Consider the following 22,265-nt stretch of genomic DNA (forward strand, 5'->3'; position numbering starts at 1 on the left):
TATTCCGTGGATGTCTGTTTTAAACCTTTCGTAACTCGTCAGGCAGTACTGACATCAAAAATAAACTGAACCATTCAGTTTTGAGTCCAATTATTCTTAACCAAGCAAACTAGGAGACAAAAGCAATGGTTTTAGATGCATTTGCAAAAGTAATCACCCAAGCTGATGCACGCGGTGAATATCTCAGCGCTGCTCAGTTGGACGCTCTAACTGCCCTCGTTAAAGATGGCAACAAGCGTGCAGATACCGTAAACCGGATTACCAGCAACTCCTCAGCAATTGTTGCCAATGCAGCTCGCGCTTTGTTCGCAGAACAACCTCAGTTGATTGCTCCTGGTGGTAATGCTTACACCAGCCGCCGAAATGCTGCTTGCTTGCGTGACATGGAAATCATCTTACGCTATGTTACATACGCAATCTTTGCTGGTGATGCAAGTGTGTTAGATGATCGTTGTTTGAACGGTCTGCGCGAAACCTACTTGGCTCTAGGAACTCCTGGTGCTTCTGTAGCAGTTGGCGTACAAAAAATGAAGGACGCAGCTTTGGCTCTTGTTAACGACCCCAACGGTATCACCAGAGGCGATTGCAGTGCTATATCATCTGAAGTTGCTAGCTACTTTGATCGTGCAGCCGCAGCAGTAGGTTAAACTAAACCCGCTTTAAGAGTATTGACTGACAACTGTCAGTTAAACAAAACAAATTTCAACAAGATTGTAAATAGGGAGATACCAAACCGATGAAGACACCTCTTACCGAAGCAGTTGCAGCAGCAGATTCTCAAGGTCGCTTTCTCTCCAGCACCGAAATTCAAGTCGCTTTTGGTCGTTTCCGTCAAGCTCCTGCTAGCATGGAAGCAGCAAAAAGCTTGACTGCCAATGCCCAACGTTTGACAGAAGGCGCAGCTCAAGCGGTATACAACAAGTTTCCCTACACCACTCAACAACAAGGCCCTAACTTCGCTTCTACCAACACTGGTAAAGAAAAGTGTGCGCGTGACATCGGCTACTACCTGCGGATTGTTACCTACTCTTTAGTTGTGGGTGGTACAGGCCCCTTGGATGACTTCTTGATTTCTGGTTTAGCTGAAATCAACCGCACCTTTGATCTATCTCCTAGCTGGTACGTTGAAGCTCTCAAGTACATCAAGGCTAACCACGGTCTAAGTGGCGACCCTGCTGTAGAAGCTAATTCCTACATCGACTATGCAATTAACTCTCTAAGCTAGAGAGTGTATTTAGCCCGGAAAGGAAAACAAGCTCTGTTAGCAAATAGCTAGGAGTTGGTTTACCTTTCTGGGCAGTTTTATTTTCAAAAGACTGTTAAAACAATTCGCAATGACGCTCGCGGACTCGCTACCGCTACGCTAACGCAATTACGATTTTGCAACGGGGATTTAGATCCCGAACCAAAACGGGCTGCCCTTCTTAGGCAGGGGGCTTAAACCCCCCAAGTTCGTTAAAGAAGAATGCAGAATTAGGAACACAGAATTTAGAAATATTTGAGTGTGGGATTCAGACCCACCACTACTAAAATCAACTACTATTGCATATTTAGGGTGGTGTTTCACCGTTGATTCAGACATTTCTGGACTCTTTTGCGCTGTGTTATCCACCCTTCGGGTTCGACAGTTGCTTCTCCCAAGGGGAGACGCTGCGCGAACAAGTCGGGGAACCGCAAGGGCGCACTGCCTCACCAGTCGCATAGATTTAAATTCTAAATTCTGGCTCCTGGCTCCTAAGTTCTTTCTTTTAAAAAACTAGAAAAAAATTTTCTAAAAAGTTTTCAGTTTTCCAGTTAAAACTGAGGAGGTTTAAAGATGGCAGCTTTGGGACAAACAACAAGGCTAGGAATTGGAGCCTTTGAAAACTCAGGACTGGCAGAACTACGTCCCGATAGAACGCAAATGGATGTGGAAGTGATCATCCGGGCAGCTTACCGTCAGGTTTTGGGTAATGCATACCTAATGGAATCAGAGCGTCTTGTCAGTGCTGAATCACTGTTGCAGCAAGGCGATATTTCAGTTAGGGGATTTGTGTTAGCCATTGCTCAGTCGGAACTCTATCGGAATAAGTTTTTCCATTCCAACTCGCAAACTCGCTTTATTGAGTTGAATTATAAGCATTTGTTGGGTCGCGCCCCAGAAGATGAGTCAGAGATTTCGTACCACGTTGAGCTTTACAGTTCACAAGGTTACGAAGCTGAGATTAACTCATACATTGACTCACTAGAATATCAAGAAAACTTTGGCGAAAACATAGTACCATACTATCGTGGTTTTAATAGCCCAGTAGGACAGAAAAACGTTGGCTATGGCCGACTTTTCCAACTGTATCGGGGTTATGCCAATAGCGATCGCGCTCAAGGGAAAAAACAAGGACGCCTAACTTGGGAAATAGCTAAAAATCTAGCTTCACCCATCTACCCAGTCTCTTCAGGAGCCTTGACGGGTCTCTCATCAGGTGGCAGAGGAGAAACATACCGCATTAGGGTACTACAAGCAGCTTCTCCAAACTCATCTGTAGTGCGACGCAGTAGTGCAGAATTTCTCGTACCCTACGAGCAACTTTCTAGCAAGTTGCAGCAGCTTAATCGTAAAGGCAGCAAGGTGATTAGTATCACAGCCGTATAAATTAGGGAATCGGGAATTAAGTGAGGAGTTAGGAGTAGAGACGCGATTAATCGCGTCTGTGCAGGAGTTATGAGTTTGCAATTCCTAACTCTACCCCTACTCTTAACTCTTAACTCCTAACTTTTCCCAAATACCAATTACAAAAGGAAAATTACCAATGGCTATTACAACAGCAGCATCCCGTTTGGGAACAGAAGCTTTTAGTGATAATGCTCCTGTAGAATTGCGCCCAAATGCAACTAAAGAAGACATAGAGCGGGTAATTAGTGCCGTCTATCGTCAGCTGTTGGGCAACGATTACTTAATGAAATCTGAGCGGCTCACAAGTGCTGAATCTATTCTGCGCGATGGGAAAAGTACAGTACAAGAGTTTGTGCGTCAAGTAGCTAAATCAGAACTGTACAAATCCAAGTTTTTCTACAACAGTTTTCAAACTCGCGTTATTGAACTGAACTATAAACATTTGTTGGGTCGCGCTCCCTATGATGAGTCTGAGGTCGTGTATCACTTAGACTTATATCAAACCAAAGGATATGAAGCCGATATTGATTCATATATTGATTCGGCAGAATATCAAAGTAGCTTTGGTGAAAATATTGTGCCTTTCTATCGCGGCTTTGAAACCCAAACAGGTCAAAAAACTGTCGGATTTAGCCGGATATTCCAACTTTATCGCGGCTATGCCAGTAGCGATACCTCCCAACTTAAAGGTAATTCCCCTCGCCTTGCCGTTGAACTAGGTCGCAACAGTGCATCTGTTGTTGTTCCTCCATCTGGTGGCCCTTCCGGCTTTTCCTATGTTGCTCCTGAAAAAGGCGTTACCCCCAACAGCACTTTCGGAGGTGCAGGAACTTTCGGACAAGAAGGCAGACTCTACCGCATTGAGGTGGCAGGCGTTTTTGGAGCTGGGTATCCTAGCACACGCCGGGTCAATCAAGCTGTGATTGTACCTTATGAAGGACTATCTGCTTACTTCCAGAGAGTGGTAAAACAAGGTGGCAAAATCGCTAGTGTGAAGCCACTTTAGTGTCATTGGTCATTAGTCATTGGTCATTAATTATAGACCAAGGACTAATGAAAACTTTAATTTATAAATTTGGAATTGATTTATGCTAGGACAAATTAATGGTATAACTAGTAACCGTTCCTTCCGCTATGAAGTAGTCGGTCTGCGCCAAAGCGAAGAAACAGAAAAAGTCGCCTATCCCATTCGTTCGAGTGCTAGTGTGTTTTACACAGTGCCTGAGAACCGAATGAATCAGGAAATGCAGCGCATTACTCGCTTAGGTGGCAAAATAGTCAGCATTCAGGCATTGAACGCTGATACAACACATAGCAAACACAACCATGAATCCCAGTCTGGAGAACATTAAAGATTTGTCAGTGACAGTTGACAATGCCGACAGTGGATCTTTAACTGTAGAGCAGGCTCTAGCTAATCTTGAAAGTGCAGATTTAGGTCTGCGATTTTATGCTGCCTGGTGGTTGGGCAGGTTTCGTATAAATGAACCAGCTGCGGTTACAGCACTGATCAAAGCCTTAGAGGATGAAGCCGACAGGACACCAGAAGGCGGATATCCTCTGCGGCGAAACGCAGCTAGAGCATTAGGGAAACTTGGCGATCGCCAGGCAGTATCACCTCTGATTAAGTGTTTAGACTGCTCAGATTTTTATGTACGGGAAGCGGCGGTACAATCCTTAGAGATGCTGGGTGATCCGGTTTGTATTCCGGCGCTAATCAAGCTACTAGCAGTCGGCTTGCAGGGAGAGCAGCTCATATCACGGCCTGATTTATCTCAACCCTACGACGCCATCTTAGAAGCCTTGGGAACATTGAGGGCGACTGAATTTGCCCCTTTGGTAAAGGCATTCTTAGAACATCCGATTGAATTGGTGCAATATTCGGCTGCACGAGCCATGTATCAATTAACCCAAGAGCCACTTTATGGAGAACGGCTGGTACAAGCTCTGGTTGGAGAGAAATTGCAGTTGCGTCGAGCAGTGTTAGCAGATTTGGGAGCGATTGGATATCTACCCGCAGCAGATGCGATCGCACAGACTCTTGCTGAAAATAGTCTCAAGCTAATTTCTCTTAAAGGATTACTAGAACATCAAGTAAATCACATAACGCCAAGCACTTTCTCAGAAGGTGCAATTAAAGTGATGAATTTGATGGACTCGCTGTTGTAGTCATAAATTCTACATAATCGGTTGTTATTAATACGTTAAAACCAAATTTTTACTACAAATCAACCCCCAAGCTAACTGTAAAATCATGGCTAGGGGGTTTATGTATGATGTCAACTACGGATAGCTTAAGCTACAATTGGCTGACGACTCATTACTGAAGAAAAATTATTATGAATAACAGCGATCTGGCCCAAATATTGATCCGTGCTGTAGAAGAAGCAGATTCCTCGGATCGGTTATTAGACGCAGTTCAGGAGTTAGCAGCATCTGGTATGGAAGAAGGTGTTCCTACACTAATTGCAGCTTTGGGCTACAACAATCCAGGGGCAGCAGTGGCGGCGGTAGATGGGCTGATTGCGATCGGGGAAGCCGCAGTGCAGCCACTATTACAACTAATTGATGGCTACAACTATGGTGCTAGAGCCTGGGCTATTCGTGCCTTAGCGGGAATTGGCGATGTCCGGGCGCTCGATACCTTGTTAGAGGCAGCAAAGACCGATTTTTCTTTGAGTGTGCGGCGGGCAGCGGCTAGGGGATTAGGCACTTTGCGTTGGCAGCAAGTACCGCCTGAGAAACTAGAATCTACTCAAACTCAGGTATTAGAGGCGCTATTACTAATTTCTCAAGATCCAGAGTGGGTGGTGCGCTATGCAGCAGTGACAAGTTTAGAAACACTAGCCATCGCCATAGCAGCTACTTTACCCGATCAAGCGTCGCGGATTAAAAATCAACTTCAACACATGCTCGATACAGATGTTGATCTTGGAGTTCGCACCCGTGTCAAGTTTGCACAAGAAAAAATTCAGCCGCAACAGCTGCAACAACATCAAGAAGTCTTTGCACCTAAAATGAAACTACAAGATACTGAAGTAGCTCATCGTGGCGATAGCAGACGGTAAAAAATTCAAAATTTATAGCCGATTCTAATTGATGGAATACAAGTCTGTCGTAGAGTGCATAGCTGACTTTTCACAGTATCTGGAAAACCTCACTTTTATTTCTCTCTTTCAAAAGCAGAGAGACTTTGAATTTCTCCCTGGATATTGCCACGGGCACATGGTTCAGCGAACTCTGACATTAAAGGCGTAAAGTAGATATGCGATCGCTGTAAAAATCGTTCTAAAACCTGCTGACGACCTGTAATATAATCCGCCTCTGCCATCCAGCCATATTCCTGGCGAATGGCATGGGCGTATTCTCCATAGTGCACTTGGTTAGTAGCCAAAATCGCTAAATCGGCATCAAGTAGAACTTGGCTATCATAGTCATCTACCGCAGCTTGGTGGTCTTTAGTGTTCAGAATTATACGAGTGACAATAGTTATGGTACTTTCTGGAATACCCAAATTACTCAGCAGATCAAAAGCATAGTCTGCGCTTCGTTGTTCATTATCTTGAGCTTGAGTGTCGTATACTACATCATGAAACCAGGCAGCTAGTTGAACAGCAGCTAGATTGGTAGTGTAGCCTTGCAAAATCTCAATTGTTTTGAAAACGCGATCAATGTGTTTGAGTGTATGGTAATAGCGACCAGGGGTAGAGTAAGCTGCAATCAAATCATCAAAAGCTTTCTCAGCCGCTACCTGGTCAACACCAAAGGGTTGGAGTGTGTGTTGCCAGTTAGAAAATAAGATATGCGTGAGGTTTTCTGTAGGCATAAATGTAGTATTCACACTCTTAGTATGACTGAGCTAATCTCTTGTACTGCAACATCTGTCTAATCAAGTTAGAAATAGATCAACAAAAGGATAACACTTGTTATTGAATTGGGCATTGGGCATGGGAAAGAGGACTTGGGGACTCTTGAGAATTGGGGACAAGGAGAAAGACTTGTTGGAAGCTCTAAACTTTTGTCCCCTTGTCCCCTTGTTCCCCTGCTCCCCTGCTCTCACTCCCCACTCTCCACTCCCCACTAGATATATGAAAGCGTCAAAATAGAAGACACAGGCTTTGTACAAAAGCCTTGCCTTAATTAAGGAGTTTATATCAGTGGTATTACAAGTACAGACAAGCACCTACGAAGCTAAAACCCAAGAAATTGCTAAACAACTTCTAGCAGCAACGCAGGAAAATCGTTCGTTTTTTTCTTCCCTGCGGGATCAAATGCGCTGGGATGATAAATTACTAGCTTGGGCGATGAGTAATCCTGGGTTACGGGTGCAACTATTTCGGTTTATAGATACGCTACCTGCTTTACACAGTAAATCAGAAATTGCCTCACATTTACAAGAATATTTAGGAGATGAGTCTGTAGAATTACCGGCAGCTTTAAAGGGAATGCTAAACTTTGCTAATCCCGACTCAATGCCAGGACAAGTTGCTGCTACAACCGTTGGTACAGCCGTTGAAACTCTTGCTCATAAATATATTTCTGGGGAAAATATTAAACAAGTCATCAAAACAGTTGAACGACTGCGAAAAGAGAAAATGGCTTTCACCATCGATTTACTTGGTGAAGCAGTAATTACTGAACCCGAAGCGCAGTCTTATCTAGAACGCTATCTAGAATTAATGCAACAATTGGTGGAAGCATCGAAGAATTGGGCAGCTATCCCGGCTATTGATGAGGCTGATGGCGAAGCAATCCCAAAAGTTCAGGTTTCTGTTAAGTTAACGGCGTTTTATTCCCAATTTGACCCATTAGATGCTAAAGGTAGTGAAGAGCGAGTTAGCGATCGCATTCGGATTCTCTTACGTCGTGCTAAAGAATTGGGCGCGGCTGTCCATTTTGATATGGAACAGTATGCCTATAAAGACATAACTCTTAGCATCCTGAAAAAACTGCTCTTAGAAGAAGAGTTTCGGCAACGCACAGACATTGGGATAACTATTCAAGCATATCTGCGTGATAGTGAGCAAGATACTAAAGACGTAATTTCCTGGTTGAAAGAACGTGGTTGTCCCCTGACAATCCGCTTAGTAAAAGGCGCATATTGGGATCAAGAAACTATCAAAGCAGCACAGAAGCATTGGCCACAGCCAGTTTACAACGACAAAGCGGCAACTGATGCTAATTTTGAAACCATCACTCAGTTGTTGTTAGAAAATCATCAATATGTGTATTCTGCCATTGGTAGCCATAACGTGCGATCGCACTCTCGCGCCATTGCCATCGCTGAAAGTTTAAATGTCCCCCGCCGTCGCTTTGAATTGCAAGTCCTCTACGGCATGGGTGATAAAGTTGCCAAGGCATTGGTTGACAAGGGTTATCGAGTCAGAGTTTACTGTCCCTACGGTGAATTATTACCTGGAATGGCGTATTTAATTCGTCGATTGTTAGAAAATACAGCTAATAGTTCTTTTTTACGGCAAAATCTCGAAAATCGACCAATTGAAGAATTATTAGCGCCGCCAATTATTAAAGAAGAAAACTCTTTAACTCCTAACTCCTCACTCCTAACTCCTAACTCCATTCCCAACTCTCATTTCCTCGGTGCTGCTGATACCGATTATGCTGAAGAAGAGGTAAGAACAAAGATGGCGCAAGCTTTTCAAAGTGTTCGTCAACAACTTGGTAAAACTTATTTACCCCTAATTAATGGCGAGTATGTTAATCCACCGGAATTTGTTGATTCTCTCAATCCTTCTAATTTCAGTGAGGTAGTTGGTAAGGTTGGGTTGATTAGCGTTGAACAAGCAGAACAGGCGATGCAAGCAGCTAAAGCTGCTTTTCCTGGGTGGCGGAAAACACCAGCTAAACAACGCGCTGATATTTTGCGGAAAGCGGGTGATTTAATGGAACTCCGCCGCGCCGAACTTTCAGCTTGGATAGTGTTGGAAGTTGGGAAACCTGTTAAGGAAGCTGATGGAGAGGTTTCGGAAGCGATAGATTTCTGTCGGTACTACGCTGATGAGATAGAACGGTTAGATAAAGGTGTGAATTATGACATACCTGGCGAAACTAATCATTATATCTATCAACCACGCGGTATTGCTGTAGTGATTTCCCCTTGGAATTTTCCGCTAGCGATCGCTTGTGGAATGACTGTTGCAGCTTTGGTTTCAGGCAATTGTACTCTCCTAAAACCTGCGGAAACATCTTCTGTAATTGCGGCAAAACTCACAGAAATTTTGGTAGATGCTGGTTTTCCTAAAGGTGTATTTCAATACGTACCTGGCAAGGGTTCACAAGTCGGCGCTTATTTGGTAAATCATCCAGATACTCATGTAATCGCTTTTACGGGTTCCCAAGAAGTCGGCTGTAGAATTTACGCAGAGGCAGCAATCTTAAAACCCGGACAAAAGCACATGAAACGAGTGATTGCTGAAATGGGTGGCAAGAATGCAATTATTGTGGATGAAAGTGCTGATTTAGACCAAGCTGTTGTGGGCGTAGTGCAGTCGGCATTTGGTTACAGTGGACAAAAATGTTCTGCTGCTTCTAGGGTGATTGTGCTGCAACCGATTTATGATGCCTTTGTGCAACGGTTGGTAGAAGCGACAAAATCGTTGAATATTGGGGAAGCAGAGTTACCGAGTACACAAGTTGGGCCAGTGATTGATGCTAATGCCCGCGATCGCATCCGCGAGTATATTGAGAAGGGTAAGGCAGAAGCACAATTAGCCTTGGAATTGCCAGCACCCGAACAAGGATATTTTATCGGCCCTGTAATCTTTAGTGAAATATCGCCAAATGCGGTAATTTCCCAGGAAGAAATTTTTGGCCCTGTGCTGGCGGTAATTAGAGTCAAAGATTTCCAAGAAGCGTTAGCAGTCGCCAACGGGACAAACTTCGCCTTAACTGGAGGACTTTATTCTAGAACACCTTCGCACATTCAGCAGGCGCAGGAAGAGTTTGAAGTTGGGAATTTGTACATTAACCGCAATATTACAGGAGCGATCGTGGGGCGGCAACCCTTTGGTGGATTCAAACTTTCTGGAGTCGGTTCTAAAGCAGGCGGCCCTGATTACCTCTTGCAATTCCTCGAACCACGCGCGGTAACAGAAAATATTCAACGCCAAGGTTTTGCACCAATTGAAGGTGCTGAGTGAACTAATTCGTAATAATGCTCTCTACGAGACGCTAAAAGCGAACGCAATTACCTTTTGTAATGGAGATTTAACCGCGACACAAAACCTACTACCTGTCTTGTACCATTTCACTAAAATCCTGATACAAATTCTTTCCCCTCTGCTCCCCTGCTTGCCTAAATGTATCAACCTTAAAGTGAAACGGTATTGCTAGGAACTTATATCATGTCCGCTTAATTGCTTATTAAACTCGAATAACCTCACCCCGCCAAAGCTACGCTTTGTCTCCCTTCCCCGCAAGCGGGGAGGGATTGGGGATGGGGTGTAGTGACTATGATTAGCATAACTAATTGTGCGGACATGATATTAAACCCCCACCACTTGTTAAAGCTTGTAAGGTGGGTAATGCCCACCTTATATTACCCAAGGAGCAATCGTTTTTCGTGAAACCGATTTTTTAGATTTTGATGAAAAGTCTAAAATTGGCTTGATTATCTACTAGAATTTTCGCCAATTTCATCAGTACTTTCATTATTTTTCACCAAAATCATCAAACAGAAACAACTAGCAGCTAGCTTTATTAAGTTCATAGCTCCGCTTTTTAATACAATAAAAGCGCCTAATCCTATAAGAACAAAAGGTACAATATTATTACCATAGCGAGTTAATACATCGGCTATTACTTTGTAGTTAATTAATTTGTATGCCGCATAACACCATACTCCTAGCAGTAGAAAAAATAATCCAATAATTATCACAAAACTCTCTAAGTTACTGCTAGCAAATAACGGCACATAGACACTAATATTGTCACTACCATTTGCAACTGTAATGGCTGCTACGCTGTAAGTTTGAGGAGATAGGATAGTAATGTTTGATGCCTCAGATTCTTCAGTTGTAGCTACAACCTCCTCCGATGCATCTTCTTCTTTATTAACTAAGCTGCTGATACCTATAGCAATTGGTAGTAAACCAAGTAATCCAATCCAGTTTTTTGATAAAACTAACCCACCAAATAAACCCGAAAGGCTAAGAATTAACAAAACTGTAAAACCTAGAAACTGACCGACAACTACATGCCTACGGCGGAAGGTAGCATTTATTTGAGAAAAAAGCAACAATAGAATGACAATATCATCAATATTAGTGGCAATGAACGCAATTGTCCCAGTAGTAATTGCAGTAACTAACTCGTTCATATTTTAAGATAAACATAGATATGCTTTTATCTTGCAGGGAGCATCTCACTCTAGACATTTCTAGAAATTAAATATACATTATCCAGAACGCTTGTAGAGACGTAGCACTGCTGCCTCTCTACATTCTTTTTTACTAGATGTGTAATTGAATTGTGGTAATTCTTGTTTCAGGCCAAACTGCTGTAAGAAAAAGAGCTATCTGCAAAGATAAAATTTTCAAAGCCAGTTGTCAAAAGGGTAATCAGATTTCCATTGTTGTTGAAGGTAATGTTGGCAGGGTTTAGACTCTTGCCAGAAATAATACCAGATACACTAACTTCAGAACGCTTGAAAGCCTTCACATTAAGGGTGTCAAAACCACTCCCGCCATCAACAATTGCTGACCCGAATCCTTTGAAATAGTCATTTCCAGTCCCTAGTTCAAAGCGGATACCGCCACCAATAGTGACTTTTTGTTGAACTTTATCAATATGACTGGTAGCGATAACTTTGTCATTTCCATCGCCAGTTCTGATGATTCCTTGCCCATAAATGCCATAAGCAGTACCACCAATTGTGGTTGTTGCTTGTCCGGTGAGGATGTCATGGTCATTACCAGTATCAATGATGCCGTCATTGAAGATGCCATAGGCTAGGGTGTTTGCTTCCAAGCTGTTTGCAGAACCCTTAATCGTGTCCTTGTTTTCACCAGTTGTGATAACAGCTTTTTTAATGTTCTGGATACCGATGGTAGTAGTGCCTATGCTGCTTTTGCTCGGTTCTGTGATGATGGTGGCGTTTTCGATGTTCTTGTTCTGGCTGCTAATGCTAGTAGGGCTGATGCTCTGTGCAATGGGGATAGTGTCATCTTTAATAAGCTGGCCAGACCCAAGATTAATAAGCCCAGGTATAGGATAAATTGTATATTTGCCCCTGCTGCCGACAGTAGCAATACCAATGAGCGTATCTTCTCCTGTGCCAGTATTTAGTTTGCCACTGTTGCTGATACCGATTCCAGCACCGCCGTCGCCGTTTTCGCCATTGATAATGTAATCAGAAGTAGTGCCATAGGCAGAACCAGTACCACCAGTACCACCAGTACCAGTGCCACTGATAGTATCATTTCCGTCCCCTACATCAAAACTGCCACTGTTGCTGATGCCGATTCCAGCACCGCCATCGCCACTTTTGGTGCTGTAACTTAAAAAACCAACACCGATATAGGGGCTACCTTGGCGACCATTACCACCAGTACCAATGCCTGTGATAGTGTCATTTCCATGCCCTGCATCAAAACTACTACTGTTGCTGATACCGATTCCAGCACCGCCGTCGCCAGCTTTAGAAACATTAGAAACATCGCCTGCCTGATAGCCGTCCGTGACACCAATACCGCCAGTACCAATGCCTGTGATAGTGTCATTTCCATGCCCTGCATCAAAACTGCCACTGTTGCTGATGCCCGTTCTAGTAGCGCCTTTACCGTCTTTAACATCCTTTACAATACCCAGTATACGGATGCGAATGCTACTAGTAGCAATGCCTGTGATAGTATCATTTCCGTCCCCTGCATCAAAACTGCCACTGTTGCTGATGCCGATTGTAGTAGCGTTAGTACCAGTGATAGTGTCATTTCCGTTCCCTGCATCAAAACTGCCACTGTTGCTAATGCCAATTCCACTCCCTGCATTGAGACTACTACTGTTATTGATGCCAGTGCCTATAAATTTCAAGCCAGTGCCGATGCCAGTGATAATGTCACTTCCATCCCCTGCATTGAGAGTACCACTATTATTGATGCCGATGCCAGTAACAGGTTTCTTAGGCTTACCACCTGTGTTAGGCTTACCAGTACCAGTAATACTGTCGTTTCCTGAAAATGTACTAATCACACCTCCATTTAAAATATCAATACCAATCGCCACAGATGCATTTGACTCTTCTGCGACAATAGTATCGATACTAGAAGTCCCGATGAAATTAAATGGAACCGTAAGTCTAGGCATTGACAACTTTTCTCATTGAAAATAATTACTTTGTCATCTTAAAGCTTAGTTGTGTCAGAAGGTTAAAATAATTCGTAATGAAATGAGTTGGGAATTTAGATGCCAACTTTCTTATAAACCACCAAAAAATATAATTTGGTGGGGGATTTAAACTGAATTACCGATTAGTGAATTTGATATGGTGATAAATCATAAGTTCTAAAAATCCAGGATGAGTAAGATAGGTACAGCCTTCAGTGAAGGGATAATTGCCTTCATCGCCACTAACATAGATGACATCATTATATTGTTAATATTTTTTTCACAGGTAGATGTTAATTTTCGGCGACGGCATATCTTACTCGGTCAATATCTGGGTTTCACAGCCATTATCATCGCTAGCTTACCAGGATTTTTTGGTGGCTTAGTCGTACAGCGAGAATGGATAGGATTGCTGGGACTGCTACCAATAGTAATTGGAATTCAACAATTAGTATCTAGAAAAGAAGAAACTACAACAGTTCAGACAGTCAGTAGTGATTTTACGCAGTCTACACCTAGTAATCCTGTATTATCTTTTATTTTGAGTATTTTACACCCCCAAACCTATAAAGTAGCGGCAGTAACGATCGCTAATGGTGGTGACAATATTAGTATATATATCCCTTTATTCGCTGGTCACGATATTACCAGCTTGGGAGTTATTCTAAGTATATTTTTTATCATGGTAGGGGTTTGGTGTGCGATCGCTTATTTTTTAAGCCGTCAACCTACCATTGCTAATATTTTAAGTCGCTACGGCAAAGCTGTCGTACCTTTTGTATTAATTGGCTTGGGTCTGTTCATTATGTATGAGCGAGGTACATTCACTCTACTACCTTGGGTGAAAAGTTAATCAATGTTGGATGTTGGATGCTGGATTTGGGATTGAAAATCTAAAATTGGTTACACTTGATGAACTAATTTCCAACTCACCATCATTAAGATGGTATAAATTATAAACCGTAGTGGGCGTTGCGGAGCTACCTGGCAGATTTTAGCGCCTACTAACACCCCTGGAACAGAGCCTAGCCATATAGGTACTACCAGACTCCAATCAACTGTTCCCAGGCTGAGGTGGCCGAGGGCAGTAAACAGTAGTAAAATTGCTGCGTGTGAAATATCTGTACCTACCAACTTCCGTGCATCAAGCCGGAAAAACCCAATCAGCACCAGGGCAAACATTGAACCTGATGAGACACTAGTTAAACCAACTAAACAGCCTAAAATTGCTCCCAAAGTGATTGTTATACACCTACCAGAGTTAGTTTCTAAGTCTAATTTTGGCAGTTCAGGTAAATTAAATTTGGGGAAAAAAGTTAATAGTAGCAATTGCACTAGTGCTAATACTGTGACTAGCAAAATCATCACACCAAGCAAACGCAGCAAGATGTTATCCAGGCTATATTCACCTGTACGTTTAAGAAAGTGCAAAATCCCCACGCCGAACAGTGAGCCTGGAACACTCCCAAAAGCCAGCCATTTAACAACTGTTGTGTCAAGGGTTTTCTGTTCCCAATGCTTGACGCTACCAACAATTTTCATCAATGTGGCAGCTACAACATCAGAACTTACAGCGATAGAAGGCGGAACCTGAAAAACAAAAATCAACATTGGGGTGATGAGAGAGGCTCCACCAATTCCCGTCAAACCAACTATGATGCCAACAAAAAAGCTCAAGAACGGTAGTAATAAATATTCCATACTCTTCGGGGGTTTCAACAATCAGTTATGAGTTATCAAAGTCCTGTTGAGTCTCCCACTTCTATTAAGTGAGCAACATAGGGTTTAAATCTCCAAACAAAGCCTTAATAACTGTTCACTGACTTAACTAGGAGCAGCTATAACTGAAAATCAGCTAAAGCTTCACTGCGAAAGAGCAGTAATTGTGCCAAACTATAGCCCAGTCGTATATAGAGCTAGTGATGGCAAGTTACTGTGTTTCTCTAGGGATGAGTTACACAAAGTTTATCCAGCTAAAAGTTAGAGCAGAGGATTCCTGGACAACTTAAAACCTGGCTGGAAGTTTTTGGTAGCATGAGAACTGGCACTTAGCTGAAACAGGCTGTGATAACTGCTTATGGGTCAGTTGCTCTGCTAAATTCAACTTATAACTGGTTTTTTGCGGTTTTACATGTAAAAGCCGGTAAGGCGATGCACTTACCGTATTTTACTTGTAAGCATGAGCAAACGTCCAGCGTATTTGTGTTGTATCTTGCGAAATATCTGGATAAAGAGGGAATGGGGAGTGGGGAGTGGGGAGCAGGGGGACAAGGGGACAAGGGGACAAGGTAACAAAAGTTTAGAGCTTCCAACAAGTCTTTCCCCTTGTCCCCAATTCTCAAGAGTCCCCAAGTCCTCTTTCCCATGCCCAATGCGTAGTTAATAACTCAGTACTGAAAAATACTTGACTTTAAAGGACTTATCGCGCTAAGTTAAAACAAACCATTCGGTCGGTAATATTTTATTTACAGCAATTTTCAATTTAATTCCCACTTCTCATAGTCCATTCATCTAGAAATCGCTGTAATGTCCAAAGGCGAAGAGACAAAAAGCAGAATTCTCCACCAAGCAGCCGAACTGTTTAACCAACAGGGATATGCAGGCTCATCAATGTCAGACATCATGCGTGTGACGGGATTGCAGAAAGGAGGAATTTACAATCACTTCCAAAGCAAAGATGATCTCGCGTTACAAGCTTTTGACTTTGCGATCGCTCGTATCCATCAGCATACTAGATTAGCATTACGAAGCAAACGCCACGCTGTAGAACGTCTACAAGCAATCATTGGCATATTTAGTACCTTTACAGAAAATCCACCTATCAAGGGAGGATGTCCACTTCTGAATACTGCTGTGGAGAGTGATGATGCTCATCCGGCGTTGCGGGAACGCGCTCAACAAGCGATGAATTCTTGGCTGCATCTGATTCGTCGAATTGTTGAAACGGGAATTAAAAAGGGTGAAGTTCGCCCTGAAGTTAGTGTTGATGAAATCGCTACTATCATAATTGCAACATTGGAAGGAGCAGTAATGATGAGCAAGCTTTATGGAGATTCAATTCACATGCACAGGGTCATTAATCACTTGAATGAATATTTAGAGACTCACCTAATAATGTATGCCAAAAATTAAGGTATAGAAAATAATGCTGCTAAATAATAACTTGCATAGACCATTAGAAGTAATATTAGAAATTCCTGTAAAAACATACGACATTGATTTTATGGGAATCGTCAGTAATATTGTTTATATCAGATGGCTAGAGGATTTACGTTTAAAGTTTTTAGATGAACACTGGCAACTCAATCAACAAATGGAGCAAGGATATGCGCCTGTTTTAGCTGGAACTGAAATTGAATATAAACGTCCGATAAAGATTATCGATCAAGTAATTGGACGTTTATGGTTGAGTAATTTAGGACGGTTAAAGTGGACTGTACAAGCGGAGATTTTATCTAACAATAAGTTAGCAGCAGTAGCTACCCAAAAAGGCGCTTTTGTTAGTTTACAAAATAGTCGTCCTATTCCTATTCCAGAGGAATTACAGAATAAATATTTCGAGCATCAAAAAGAGAATTTGAAAGACTCTTTATAAAGTAATACGCTTGAGTTATACCAATTTTGCATGAAGATGCGCTCAACCATATTTAAGTACAAGAAAGAAAAACGAACCACAAAGGACGCATAGACACGAAGTGGCTTCCCGCAGGGTAGGACACAAAAAAAGAAAGAATTTAAGAGGGTTTGGCGCAGCCTCACAAAGAAATGGTATTAAGACTTTATCCTCCCTAACCCTCCTTAAAAAGGAGGGAACTAGAGCAAGCCTTTTTAAGGTAATACAATAAAATTCTAGTTCGTAGTGAGCGATGAATAGCTCATAGGATTTATCAGGACTAAAATCCTTACTACAAACTTCAATTTATTTGCGTCTAGCTGTTGAAACGATGAGGGCTATTTTCAAACACACCAATTTACTTAGCACTATTCAATATACTTTCGATATCTGCTAGCTGCACCACTCCTGAAAAATTTGGACTATTAATTACAAAAAAAGGTGTGCCAGAAACAGCCAATTTCTCAGCTAGTTGAATATCTTTTGTAATTGCGGTATTAGCAAGAGTCAGGTCGCGTTTAAATTTACCCAAATCTAGGTTGAGCTTTTTAGCAATATCTAAATATAATGCCTTACCTAGTTGCTTTTGATTAGTAAATAGCGCATCATGATATTCCCAGAATTTGCCTTGCTGATATGCCGCCCAAGCTGCTGTTGCAGCTGGTAATGCTTCAGCATGAATTGAAACTAATGGTAAATTCTTATAAACTAATCTTATCTTATCTGGATATTTTGCTAACAATTCTTTCAATGTTTTATGCGCCTCAGCACAGTAAGGACATTGAAAATCTGAAAATTCTATTAGCAAAGTTTTTGATTTAGTTGAACCTGTAGTGGGAGAGTCACCAATCACGGTTTGAGGATTTGTCTTTAAATCCTGTAAAAATCCTTGCTGTTCTTGCTTGACTTTCTGTTGTTGTAGCTGTTGATAGGCTTGAACAGATTCGATAATTGCCTCTGGATGGTCACGGATAACTTGTAATACTTGCTGTTCAAATTGTGGATCAATGCGGCTAGCAGCTTGTGCAGGAAATGACCAGGTAACAACCAAAACTAGTAAACTTATTGCTGTCCAAGTACGTAGATACTGAAATAAGAGAGTAAAACAATCAAAGAATGTACGCATACAAAAACTCATAAATATTTTTTGTTTCAGCTATAGACACGCATTCGCTTCTACTTAAGAGTAATATCATGTCCGCTTGATTACTTATTAAACCTTAAGAACCCCACCCCGCCTCCGGGGAGAGGTTAGGGGTGGGGTATAACTAATTACGCGAACTTGATATAAGCTTCAATTTAAAAAGAGCCAGCAATCATCCCAGCAAGTAAAATAAAACCAATCCAGACGTTTTGGCGGAACATTTGACCATAAACAGGATTAGGTAAGTCTCGCTGTGTTAATCGCACAGATTGCCAAACCCATCCGATAGTAGCAACTGCAAGGCTAATCCAGAAGGCTAAGTGCAGATGTATGAGTACACCCAACCAAGCCAATAACAAGATTGTGCCAGCAAAGAAAATTCCAATAGCTACAGGGGCATAATTCCCAAAAAAGAGGGCGCTAGAATTAATACCAATGCGGCGATCGTCTTCCTTGTCGCTCATAGCATAAACTGTATCAAATCCCAATGTCCATAGTACAGTCGCGCCCCAAAGTAACCAAGTTGCTTGGGAAATGGTTTGTGTGACTGCACTCCAGCTAATCAACACGCCGAAACCCCAAGCAATTGAAAGTACCAGTTGCGGTACAGGAAACACCCGCTTTGCACCTGGATAAAGCAAAATTACCGGCACTGCTGCCACGCATAACCAGAAACTCAGGGGGTTAAGATAAAATGCCAAAATAGCTGCACATGCTAGGGAGACGATCGCAACTACAATGCCAACTTTCACGGATAAGGCGCGAGAAGCGAGAGGGCGATCGCGTGTTCTCTCCACTTCTGGATCTATATCCCGATCCCACAAATCATTGACTACACATCCGGCGGCACTCGTAGCCAGAGTACCTAATATAATCACACCAACCAGAGGTAAAGGCGGTTTCCCAGAAGCTGCCAAAAAAACAGCCCAAAGGGCAGGAATCATTAAAATTAACCGTCCTTCTGGTTTATGCCAGCGCAAAAGCCGGACAATTACAAGCCAAACTGGTTTCTGGGGGCGTTCTGGCGTCCTTAACATAAGAATGGAGAGTGGGGAGTGGGGAATGGGGAGTAGGGTATAGGGAGTGCAAAGAGGGCATTGTTTATTTGGGATTGCCTATTAAGAAAACTTTTCTCTAGTTCCTATTCTCTATTCCCTAATTTACACTTCTTTACATCTATAGAATAACGTTATTTGTTATTTGTAAAAACATAACCTCAAGTGGCAACTTTAAATATTTTTAAATAGTCACTAGGTTAGGAGCAGTAGGGTGCATATACTTAGCTCAGTTACCCTCGATCAAAGATGAAGTGTGCTGAGTACTTATTACTCACTACTTAGTTTGAGCTAGTACAGGTCGGCGGAAATAAACCTACTATTTCATTACAGCCAGAAAGCCCAAAATTAAAGCTTTTTGACTTTTAAATGGGTGACTTCCGCCTTTCGGTACTAATGTGTTGCAACAAATATCAGTGCTAGCTACCCCGACATACCACCGTTTGCCATTATTTCTTATAAAGAGAGAAACTAGATGCTGAATTTAGCTTCTAGCTGGGAGAGTGCTCCAACTCAACCACCTAAGCAAGACCGGATTATTGCTGCCATTGACATGGGAACAAATTCTCTACACATGGTAGTAGTCAAGATTGATCCCACATTACCAGCTTTCAGCATTATCGCTAGAGAAAAAGAAACTGTCAGACTAGGCGATCGCAATCTTAAGACTGGGGAACTAAAACCAGAGATCATTGAAAAAGCGATCGCAGCCTTAGGACGCTTTCAAGAAGTTGCCAAAACTATCAATGCTGAAAGTACCATTGCTGTGGCAACTAGCGCTGTGCGAGAAGCACCCAATGGTAAAGATTTTTTGCACAGAGTAAAAACGGAATTGGGTTTAAGCGTTGACTTGATTTCTGGTCAAGAAGAAGCGCGACGAATCTACCTTGGTGTGCTGTCGGGGATGGAATTTAACAACCAACCCCACATGATTATTGATATTGGCGGTGGTTCCACAGAGTTAATTTTGGGCGATAGTCACCAAGCACGCACTCTCACCAGTACCAAAGTTGGTGCAGTGCGACTAACTAGCGAGTTAATCAACACCGACCCCATCAGCAACACTGAGTTTCAATACCTGCAAGCCTACGCACGCGGGATGTTAGAACGTTCTGTGGATGAGGTACTAGCAAATTTAGAGTCTGGGGAGTCTCCCCGTTTGGTGGGTACGGCTGGCACAATTGAAACACTGGCGATGATTCATGCACGAGAAAAATCGGATGTTATTCCTTCGATTCTTAATGGCTACCAGTTCAGTCTTAAAGACTTGCAAGAGTTGGTAAATCGCTTGCGGAAACTGAGTTACTCAGAAAGAGCTGCAATTCCTGGTATGCCAGAGAAGCGGGCTGAAGTTATACTCGCTGGTGCAGTCATAATACAGGAAGCAATGACCCTTTTGGGTACGGAATCGGTTACAGTTTGTGAGCGTTCACTGCGAGAAGGTGTAATCGTAGACTGGATGCTAACCCACGGTTTAATTGAAGATAAGCTGCGCTACCAAAGTTCAGTTCGGGAACGGAATGTTTTAAAACTTGCTAATAAATACCACGTCAATTTAGAATATAGCGATCGCGTGGCAAAATTTGCCGAGAGTTTATTTGACCAAACTCAAGGTACGTTACACCACTGGGGATCAGACGAGCGACAATTGCTGTGGGCAGCTGCGATATTACACAATTGCGGTCATTATGTCAGCCATTCGTCTCACCACAAGCACTCTTACTATCTAATTCGCAATGGTGAATTACTCGGTTATACAGAAACTGAGATTGAAATCATAGCCAATTTAGCGCGTTATCATCGCAAATCGCCGCCTAAGAAAAAACATGAAAATTCCCAGATTTTGCTGAATAAACACCAGCGACATATGGTCAGTCAATTGAGTGCAATTTTAAGATTAGCTGTAGCATTAGATAGGCGACAAATTGGTGCGATCGCGCAAGTCCAATGTGAGTATTATGAACAATTTCAGCAGGTGAATTTACTGATTTTTCCATCTCAACCTGATGATGATTGTGCATTAGAACTTTGGAGCTTAGACTATAAAAAAGGAGTATTTGAGGAAGAATTTGGAGTGAAATTAGTAGCGACTTTAGAAAAGTCTAGCGTTGCTAAATTGTCCTAGAAAGTAAGGTGCGTTAACGCAGTTTAACGCGCCCGCTTAATGTATAAACGCACATATATGCGCTATTACAAATCATATCTAATTTATGCATTTGCTTTCAAAATAACATTTAAATTTTCATCCTACTTAAGGATGAATAAATAAACTACCTAAAGAAATAGTTCAAAAACAAAAATTAGACTTAAAATGATATATATAGTTAATAGTCTATTTACTTTAGGTTATGTTGCTATTGGATATCTAAGCTGGGAAAACTTAGATATCCTTATATAAAATTTTAATTAAACAAGTAAATTGTTCAGTTTTATGCAGTGAAGAATACTCAGACTTGAGCATACAGCTTGTGTTACATTATTGTAATAATTCCTCAGCTTTGAGAGGTATGATCGATATCAAAGCTTGAGGTAAAAAACTCTGATGAATTTATCTGTGACAGCTTCCCCGGCTAAAATAGTTAAAAACTAAAGAATGGTTGAAAATTATAATGATTATCATTGCCATCTAAATGAATATTTAATTTATTGAAAGCTTTCTCTTATAGTGGTTTTGGTAATTTCTACTCTGATTCAGGCTCGTCAATAAGTTAAAAAGCTGGTTTTTACCCCACCCTAACCCTTACTACAAACTTTTCATTACTAGTTTAGATATTGTATTACTGCTGTTCACGCAAAAAGTTCTTTAACCACCTAATTACTTCGCTTGTTGTTTGCTCATTTGCCATTTTGAGACATTGCTGCACAATTCCTGTGACGTTAGGAAAGTAGTTGCTTTCTGTAAGCACATAACTTTCTTCCTGGAATCGATAAATTAATAACTGATTACTCTTTAATATCCAAACTTCTGGCACTCGATAAGGCAAAAAATCATTAACGTCGGTGTAGCTTGTCACATCTATTTCAATTGCTAAATCTGGTGGTGGATCTGACTCCCAATTAATTCTTTTTTTGCCTACTACTGCTCTGCAATTTTCAATGTAAAAGCAAAAGTCTGGTTCAATGCCACTAATTTCTGGCAAGCTCATGGTGATAGGCGTAAATGACTCGTATATGCGGTTTAAGTGGTCAAGTAGAGCTATTACTATCAATGCCAACAAACTCGCATCTCTTCCATGCTCTGGTAGCGGTGCCATTAGTAAAATCTCTCCTCTTCGATATTTAATGCGAGGCGAGGAGCGATCGCCTAGTTGCTGACTCAATACTTGATAGTCTTTCCAGTCTCCCAAAAGCTTCAACACTGCGCCAGGTGGTAACTCGATTCTTTCTGGTGTAATTACGGTATCCATAATTAGCTCGCATTATTTACATCGAAGATAGGCGATCGCAGAATTCATGAAC

The 22,265-nt window shown here is 41.9% G+C and carries 18 protein-coding genes and 1 pseudogene; 12 read left to right on the plus strand and 7 right to left on the minus strand.

Going from position 1 to position 22,265, the window contains the following annotated elements; translation table 11 throughout:
• Nucleotides 1-125 precede the first annotated feature (125 nt).
• From RMY00_RS31380 to RMY00_RS31410, 7 genes and pseudogenes are all read left to right on the plus strand, one after another.
• Complete coding sequence (locus tag RMY00_RS31380; RefSeq protein ID WP_229461616.1) at nucleotides 126-647, plus strand: phycocyanin subunit beta; 522 nt, start codon at nucleotides 126-128, stop codon at nucleotides 645-647.
• A gap of 89 nt (nucleotides 648-736) precedes the next feature.
• A complete protein-coding gene (cpcA, locus tag RMY00_RS31385) occupies nucleotides 737-1,225 on the plus strand; it encodes a phycocyanin subunit alpha (RefSeq protein ID WP_322651271.1) in 489 nt (162 codons plus the stop codon).
• Between the two features lie 591 nt (nucleotides 1,226-1,816).
• On the plus strand, nucleotides 1,817-2,629 hold the full coding sequence (locus RMY00_RS31390) for a phycobilisome linker polypeptide (RefSeq protein ID WP_322651272.1): 813 nt from the start codon (nucleotides 1,817-1,819) through the stop codon (nucleotides 2,627-2,629).
• 157 nt (nucleotides 2,630-2,786) lie between these two features.
• On the plus strand, nucleotides 2,787-3,656 hold the full coding sequence (locus RMY00_RS31395) for a phycobilisome linker polypeptide (RefSeq protein ID WP_322651273.1): 870 nt from the start codon (nucleotides 2,787-2,789) through the stop codon (nucleotides 3,654-3,656).
• Between the two features lie 82 nt (nucleotides 3,657-3,738).
• Nucleotides 3,739-3,951: pseudogene (locus RMY00_RS31400) on the plus strand (phycobilisome linker polypeptide); the annotation flags it as partial.
• Nucleotides 3,952-3,976: 25 nt separating this feature from the next.
• Nucleotides 3,977-4,819: a HEAT repeat domain-containing protein gene (locus RMY00_RS31405; RefSeq protein ID WP_322651274.1), complete on the plus strand. Its 843-nt coding sequence runs from the start codon at nucleotides 3,977-3,979 to the stop codon at nucleotides 4,817-4,819.
• Nucleotides 4,820-4,989: 170 nt separating this feature from the next.
• Nucleotides 4,990-5,718 carry a HEAT repeat domain-containing protein gene (locus RMY00_RS31410; protein WP_322651275.1) on the plus strand — a complete coding sequence of 243 codons (729 nt, stop codon included), beginning with the start codon at nucleotides 4,990-4,992 and terminating at the stop codon, nucleotides 5,716-5,718.
• A gap of 95 nt (nucleotides 5,719-5,813) precedes the next feature.
• Here the strand turns inward: RMY00_RS31410 and RMY00_RS31415 are convergent, their stop codons facing one another.
• Nucleotides 5,814-6,476: a hypothetical protein gene (locus RMY00_RS31415; protein ID WP_322651318.1), complete on the minus strand. Its 663-nt coding sequence runs from the start codon at nucleotides 6,474-6,476 to the stop codon at nucleotides 5,814-5,816.
• Between the two features lie 331 nt (nucleotides 6,477-6,807).
• Here RMY00_RS31415 and pruA point away from each other — a divergent pair, with 331 nt between their 5' ends.
• Complete coding sequence (gene pruA / locus RMY00_RS31420; protein WP_322651276.1) at nucleotides 6,808-9,810, plus strand: L-glutamate gamma-semialdehyde dehydrogenase; 3,003 nt, start codon at nucleotides 6,808-6,810, stop codon at nucleotides 9,808-9,810.
• A gap of 470 nt (nucleotides 9,811-10,280) precedes the next feature.
• Here the strand turns inward: pruA and RMY00_RS31425 are convergent, their stop codons facing one another.
• Complete coding sequence (locus RMY00_RS31425) at nucleotides 10,281-10,988, minus strand: cadmium resistance transporter (RefSeq protein ID WP_322651277.1); 708 nt, start codon at nucleotides 10,986-10,988, stop codon at nucleotides 10,281-10,283.
• 167 nt (nucleotides 10,989-11,155) lie between these two features.
• The gene (locus RMY00_RS31430; RefSeq protein WP_322651278.1) at nucleotides 11,156-12,973 is read right to left on the minus strand and encodes a hypothetical protein; all 1,818 of its coding nucleotides are present in this window, start codon (nucleotides 12,971-12,973) and stop codon (nucleotides 11,156-11,158) included.
• A 211-nt stretch (nucleotides 12,974-13,184) separates the two neighbouring features.
• Here RMY00_RS31430 and RMY00_RS31435 point away from each other — a divergent pair, with 211 nt between their 5' ends.
• Complete coding sequence (locus RMY00_RS31435) at nucleotides 13,185-13,847, plus strand: cadmium resistance transporter (protein ID WP_322651279.1); 663 nt, start codon at nucleotides 13,185-13,187, stop codon at nucleotides 13,845-13,847.
• A 50-nt stretch (nucleotides 13,848-13,897) separates the two neighbouring features.
• Here RMY00_RS31435 and RMY00_RS31440 read toward each other — a convergent pair whose 3' ends face one another.
• Entirely contained in the window at nucleotides 13,898-14,695 is a 798-nt protein-coding gene (locus RMY00_RS31440; RefSeq protein ID WP_322651280.1) for a sulfite exporter TauE/SafE family protein, read from the minus strand.
• Between the two features lie 825 nt (nucleotides 14,696-15,520).
• Here RMY00_RS31440 and RMY00_RS31445 point away from each other — a divergent pair.
• Nucleotides 15,521-16,126: a TetR/AcrR family transcriptional regulator gene (locus RMY00_RS31445; RefSeq protein WP_322651281.1), complete on the plus strand. Its 606-nt coding sequence runs from the start codon at nucleotides 15,521-15,523 to the stop codon at nucleotides 16,124-16,126.
• 13 nt (nucleotides 16,127-16,139) lie between these two features.
• Complete coding sequence (locus RMY00_RS31450; protein ID WP_322651282.1) at nucleotides 16,140-16,589, plus strand: thioesterase family protein; 450 nt, start codon at nucleotides 16,140-16,142, stop codon at nucleotides 16,587-16,589.
• A gap of 376 nt (nucleotides 16,590-16,965) precedes the next feature.
• On the opposite strand, the gene RMY00_RS31455 is transcribed toward RMY00_RS31450, so the two are convergent.
• A complete protein-coding gene (locus RMY00_RS31455; protein WP_322651283.1) occupies nucleotides 16,966-17,733 on the minus strand; it encodes a DsbA family protein in 768 nt (255 codons plus the stop codon).
• Nucleotides 17,734-17,906: 173 nt separating this feature from the next.
• Nucleotides 17,907-18,788 (minus strand): 4-hydroxybenzoate solanesyltransferase, encoded by an 882-nt coding sequence (locus RMY00_RS31460; protein WP_322651284.1) that lies wholly within the window; start codon nucleotides 18,786-18,788, stop codon nucleotides 17,907-17,909.
• 493 nt (nucleotides 18,789-19,281) lie between these two features.
• Between RMY00_RS31460 and RMY00_RS31465 the strand changes: the two genes are divergently transcribed.
• Nucleotides 19,282-20,931: a Ppx/GppA phosphatase family protein gene (locus RMY00_RS31465; RefSeq protein WP_322651285.1), complete on the plus strand. Its 1,650-nt coding sequence runs from the start codon at nucleotides 19,282-19,284 to the stop codon at nucleotides 20,929-20,931.
• Between the two features lie 652 nt (nucleotides 20,932-21,583).
• On the opposite strand, the gene RMY00_RS31470 is transcribed toward RMY00_RS31465, so the two are convergent.
• The gene (locus tag RMY00_RS31470; RefSeq protein WP_322651286.1) at nucleotides 21,584-22,213 is read right to left on the minus strand and encodes a Uma2 family endonuclease; all 630 of its coding nucleotides are present in this window, start codon (nucleotides 22,211-22,213) and stop codon (nucleotides 21,584-21,586) included.
• Nucleotides 22,214-22,265: the final 52 nt, after the last annotated feature.

The sequence above is a fragment of the Nostoc sp. ChiVER01 genome (assembly GCF_034531155.1).
GTDB lineage: Bacteria > Cyanobacteriota > Cyanobacteriia > Cyanobacteriales > Nostocaceae > Nostoc.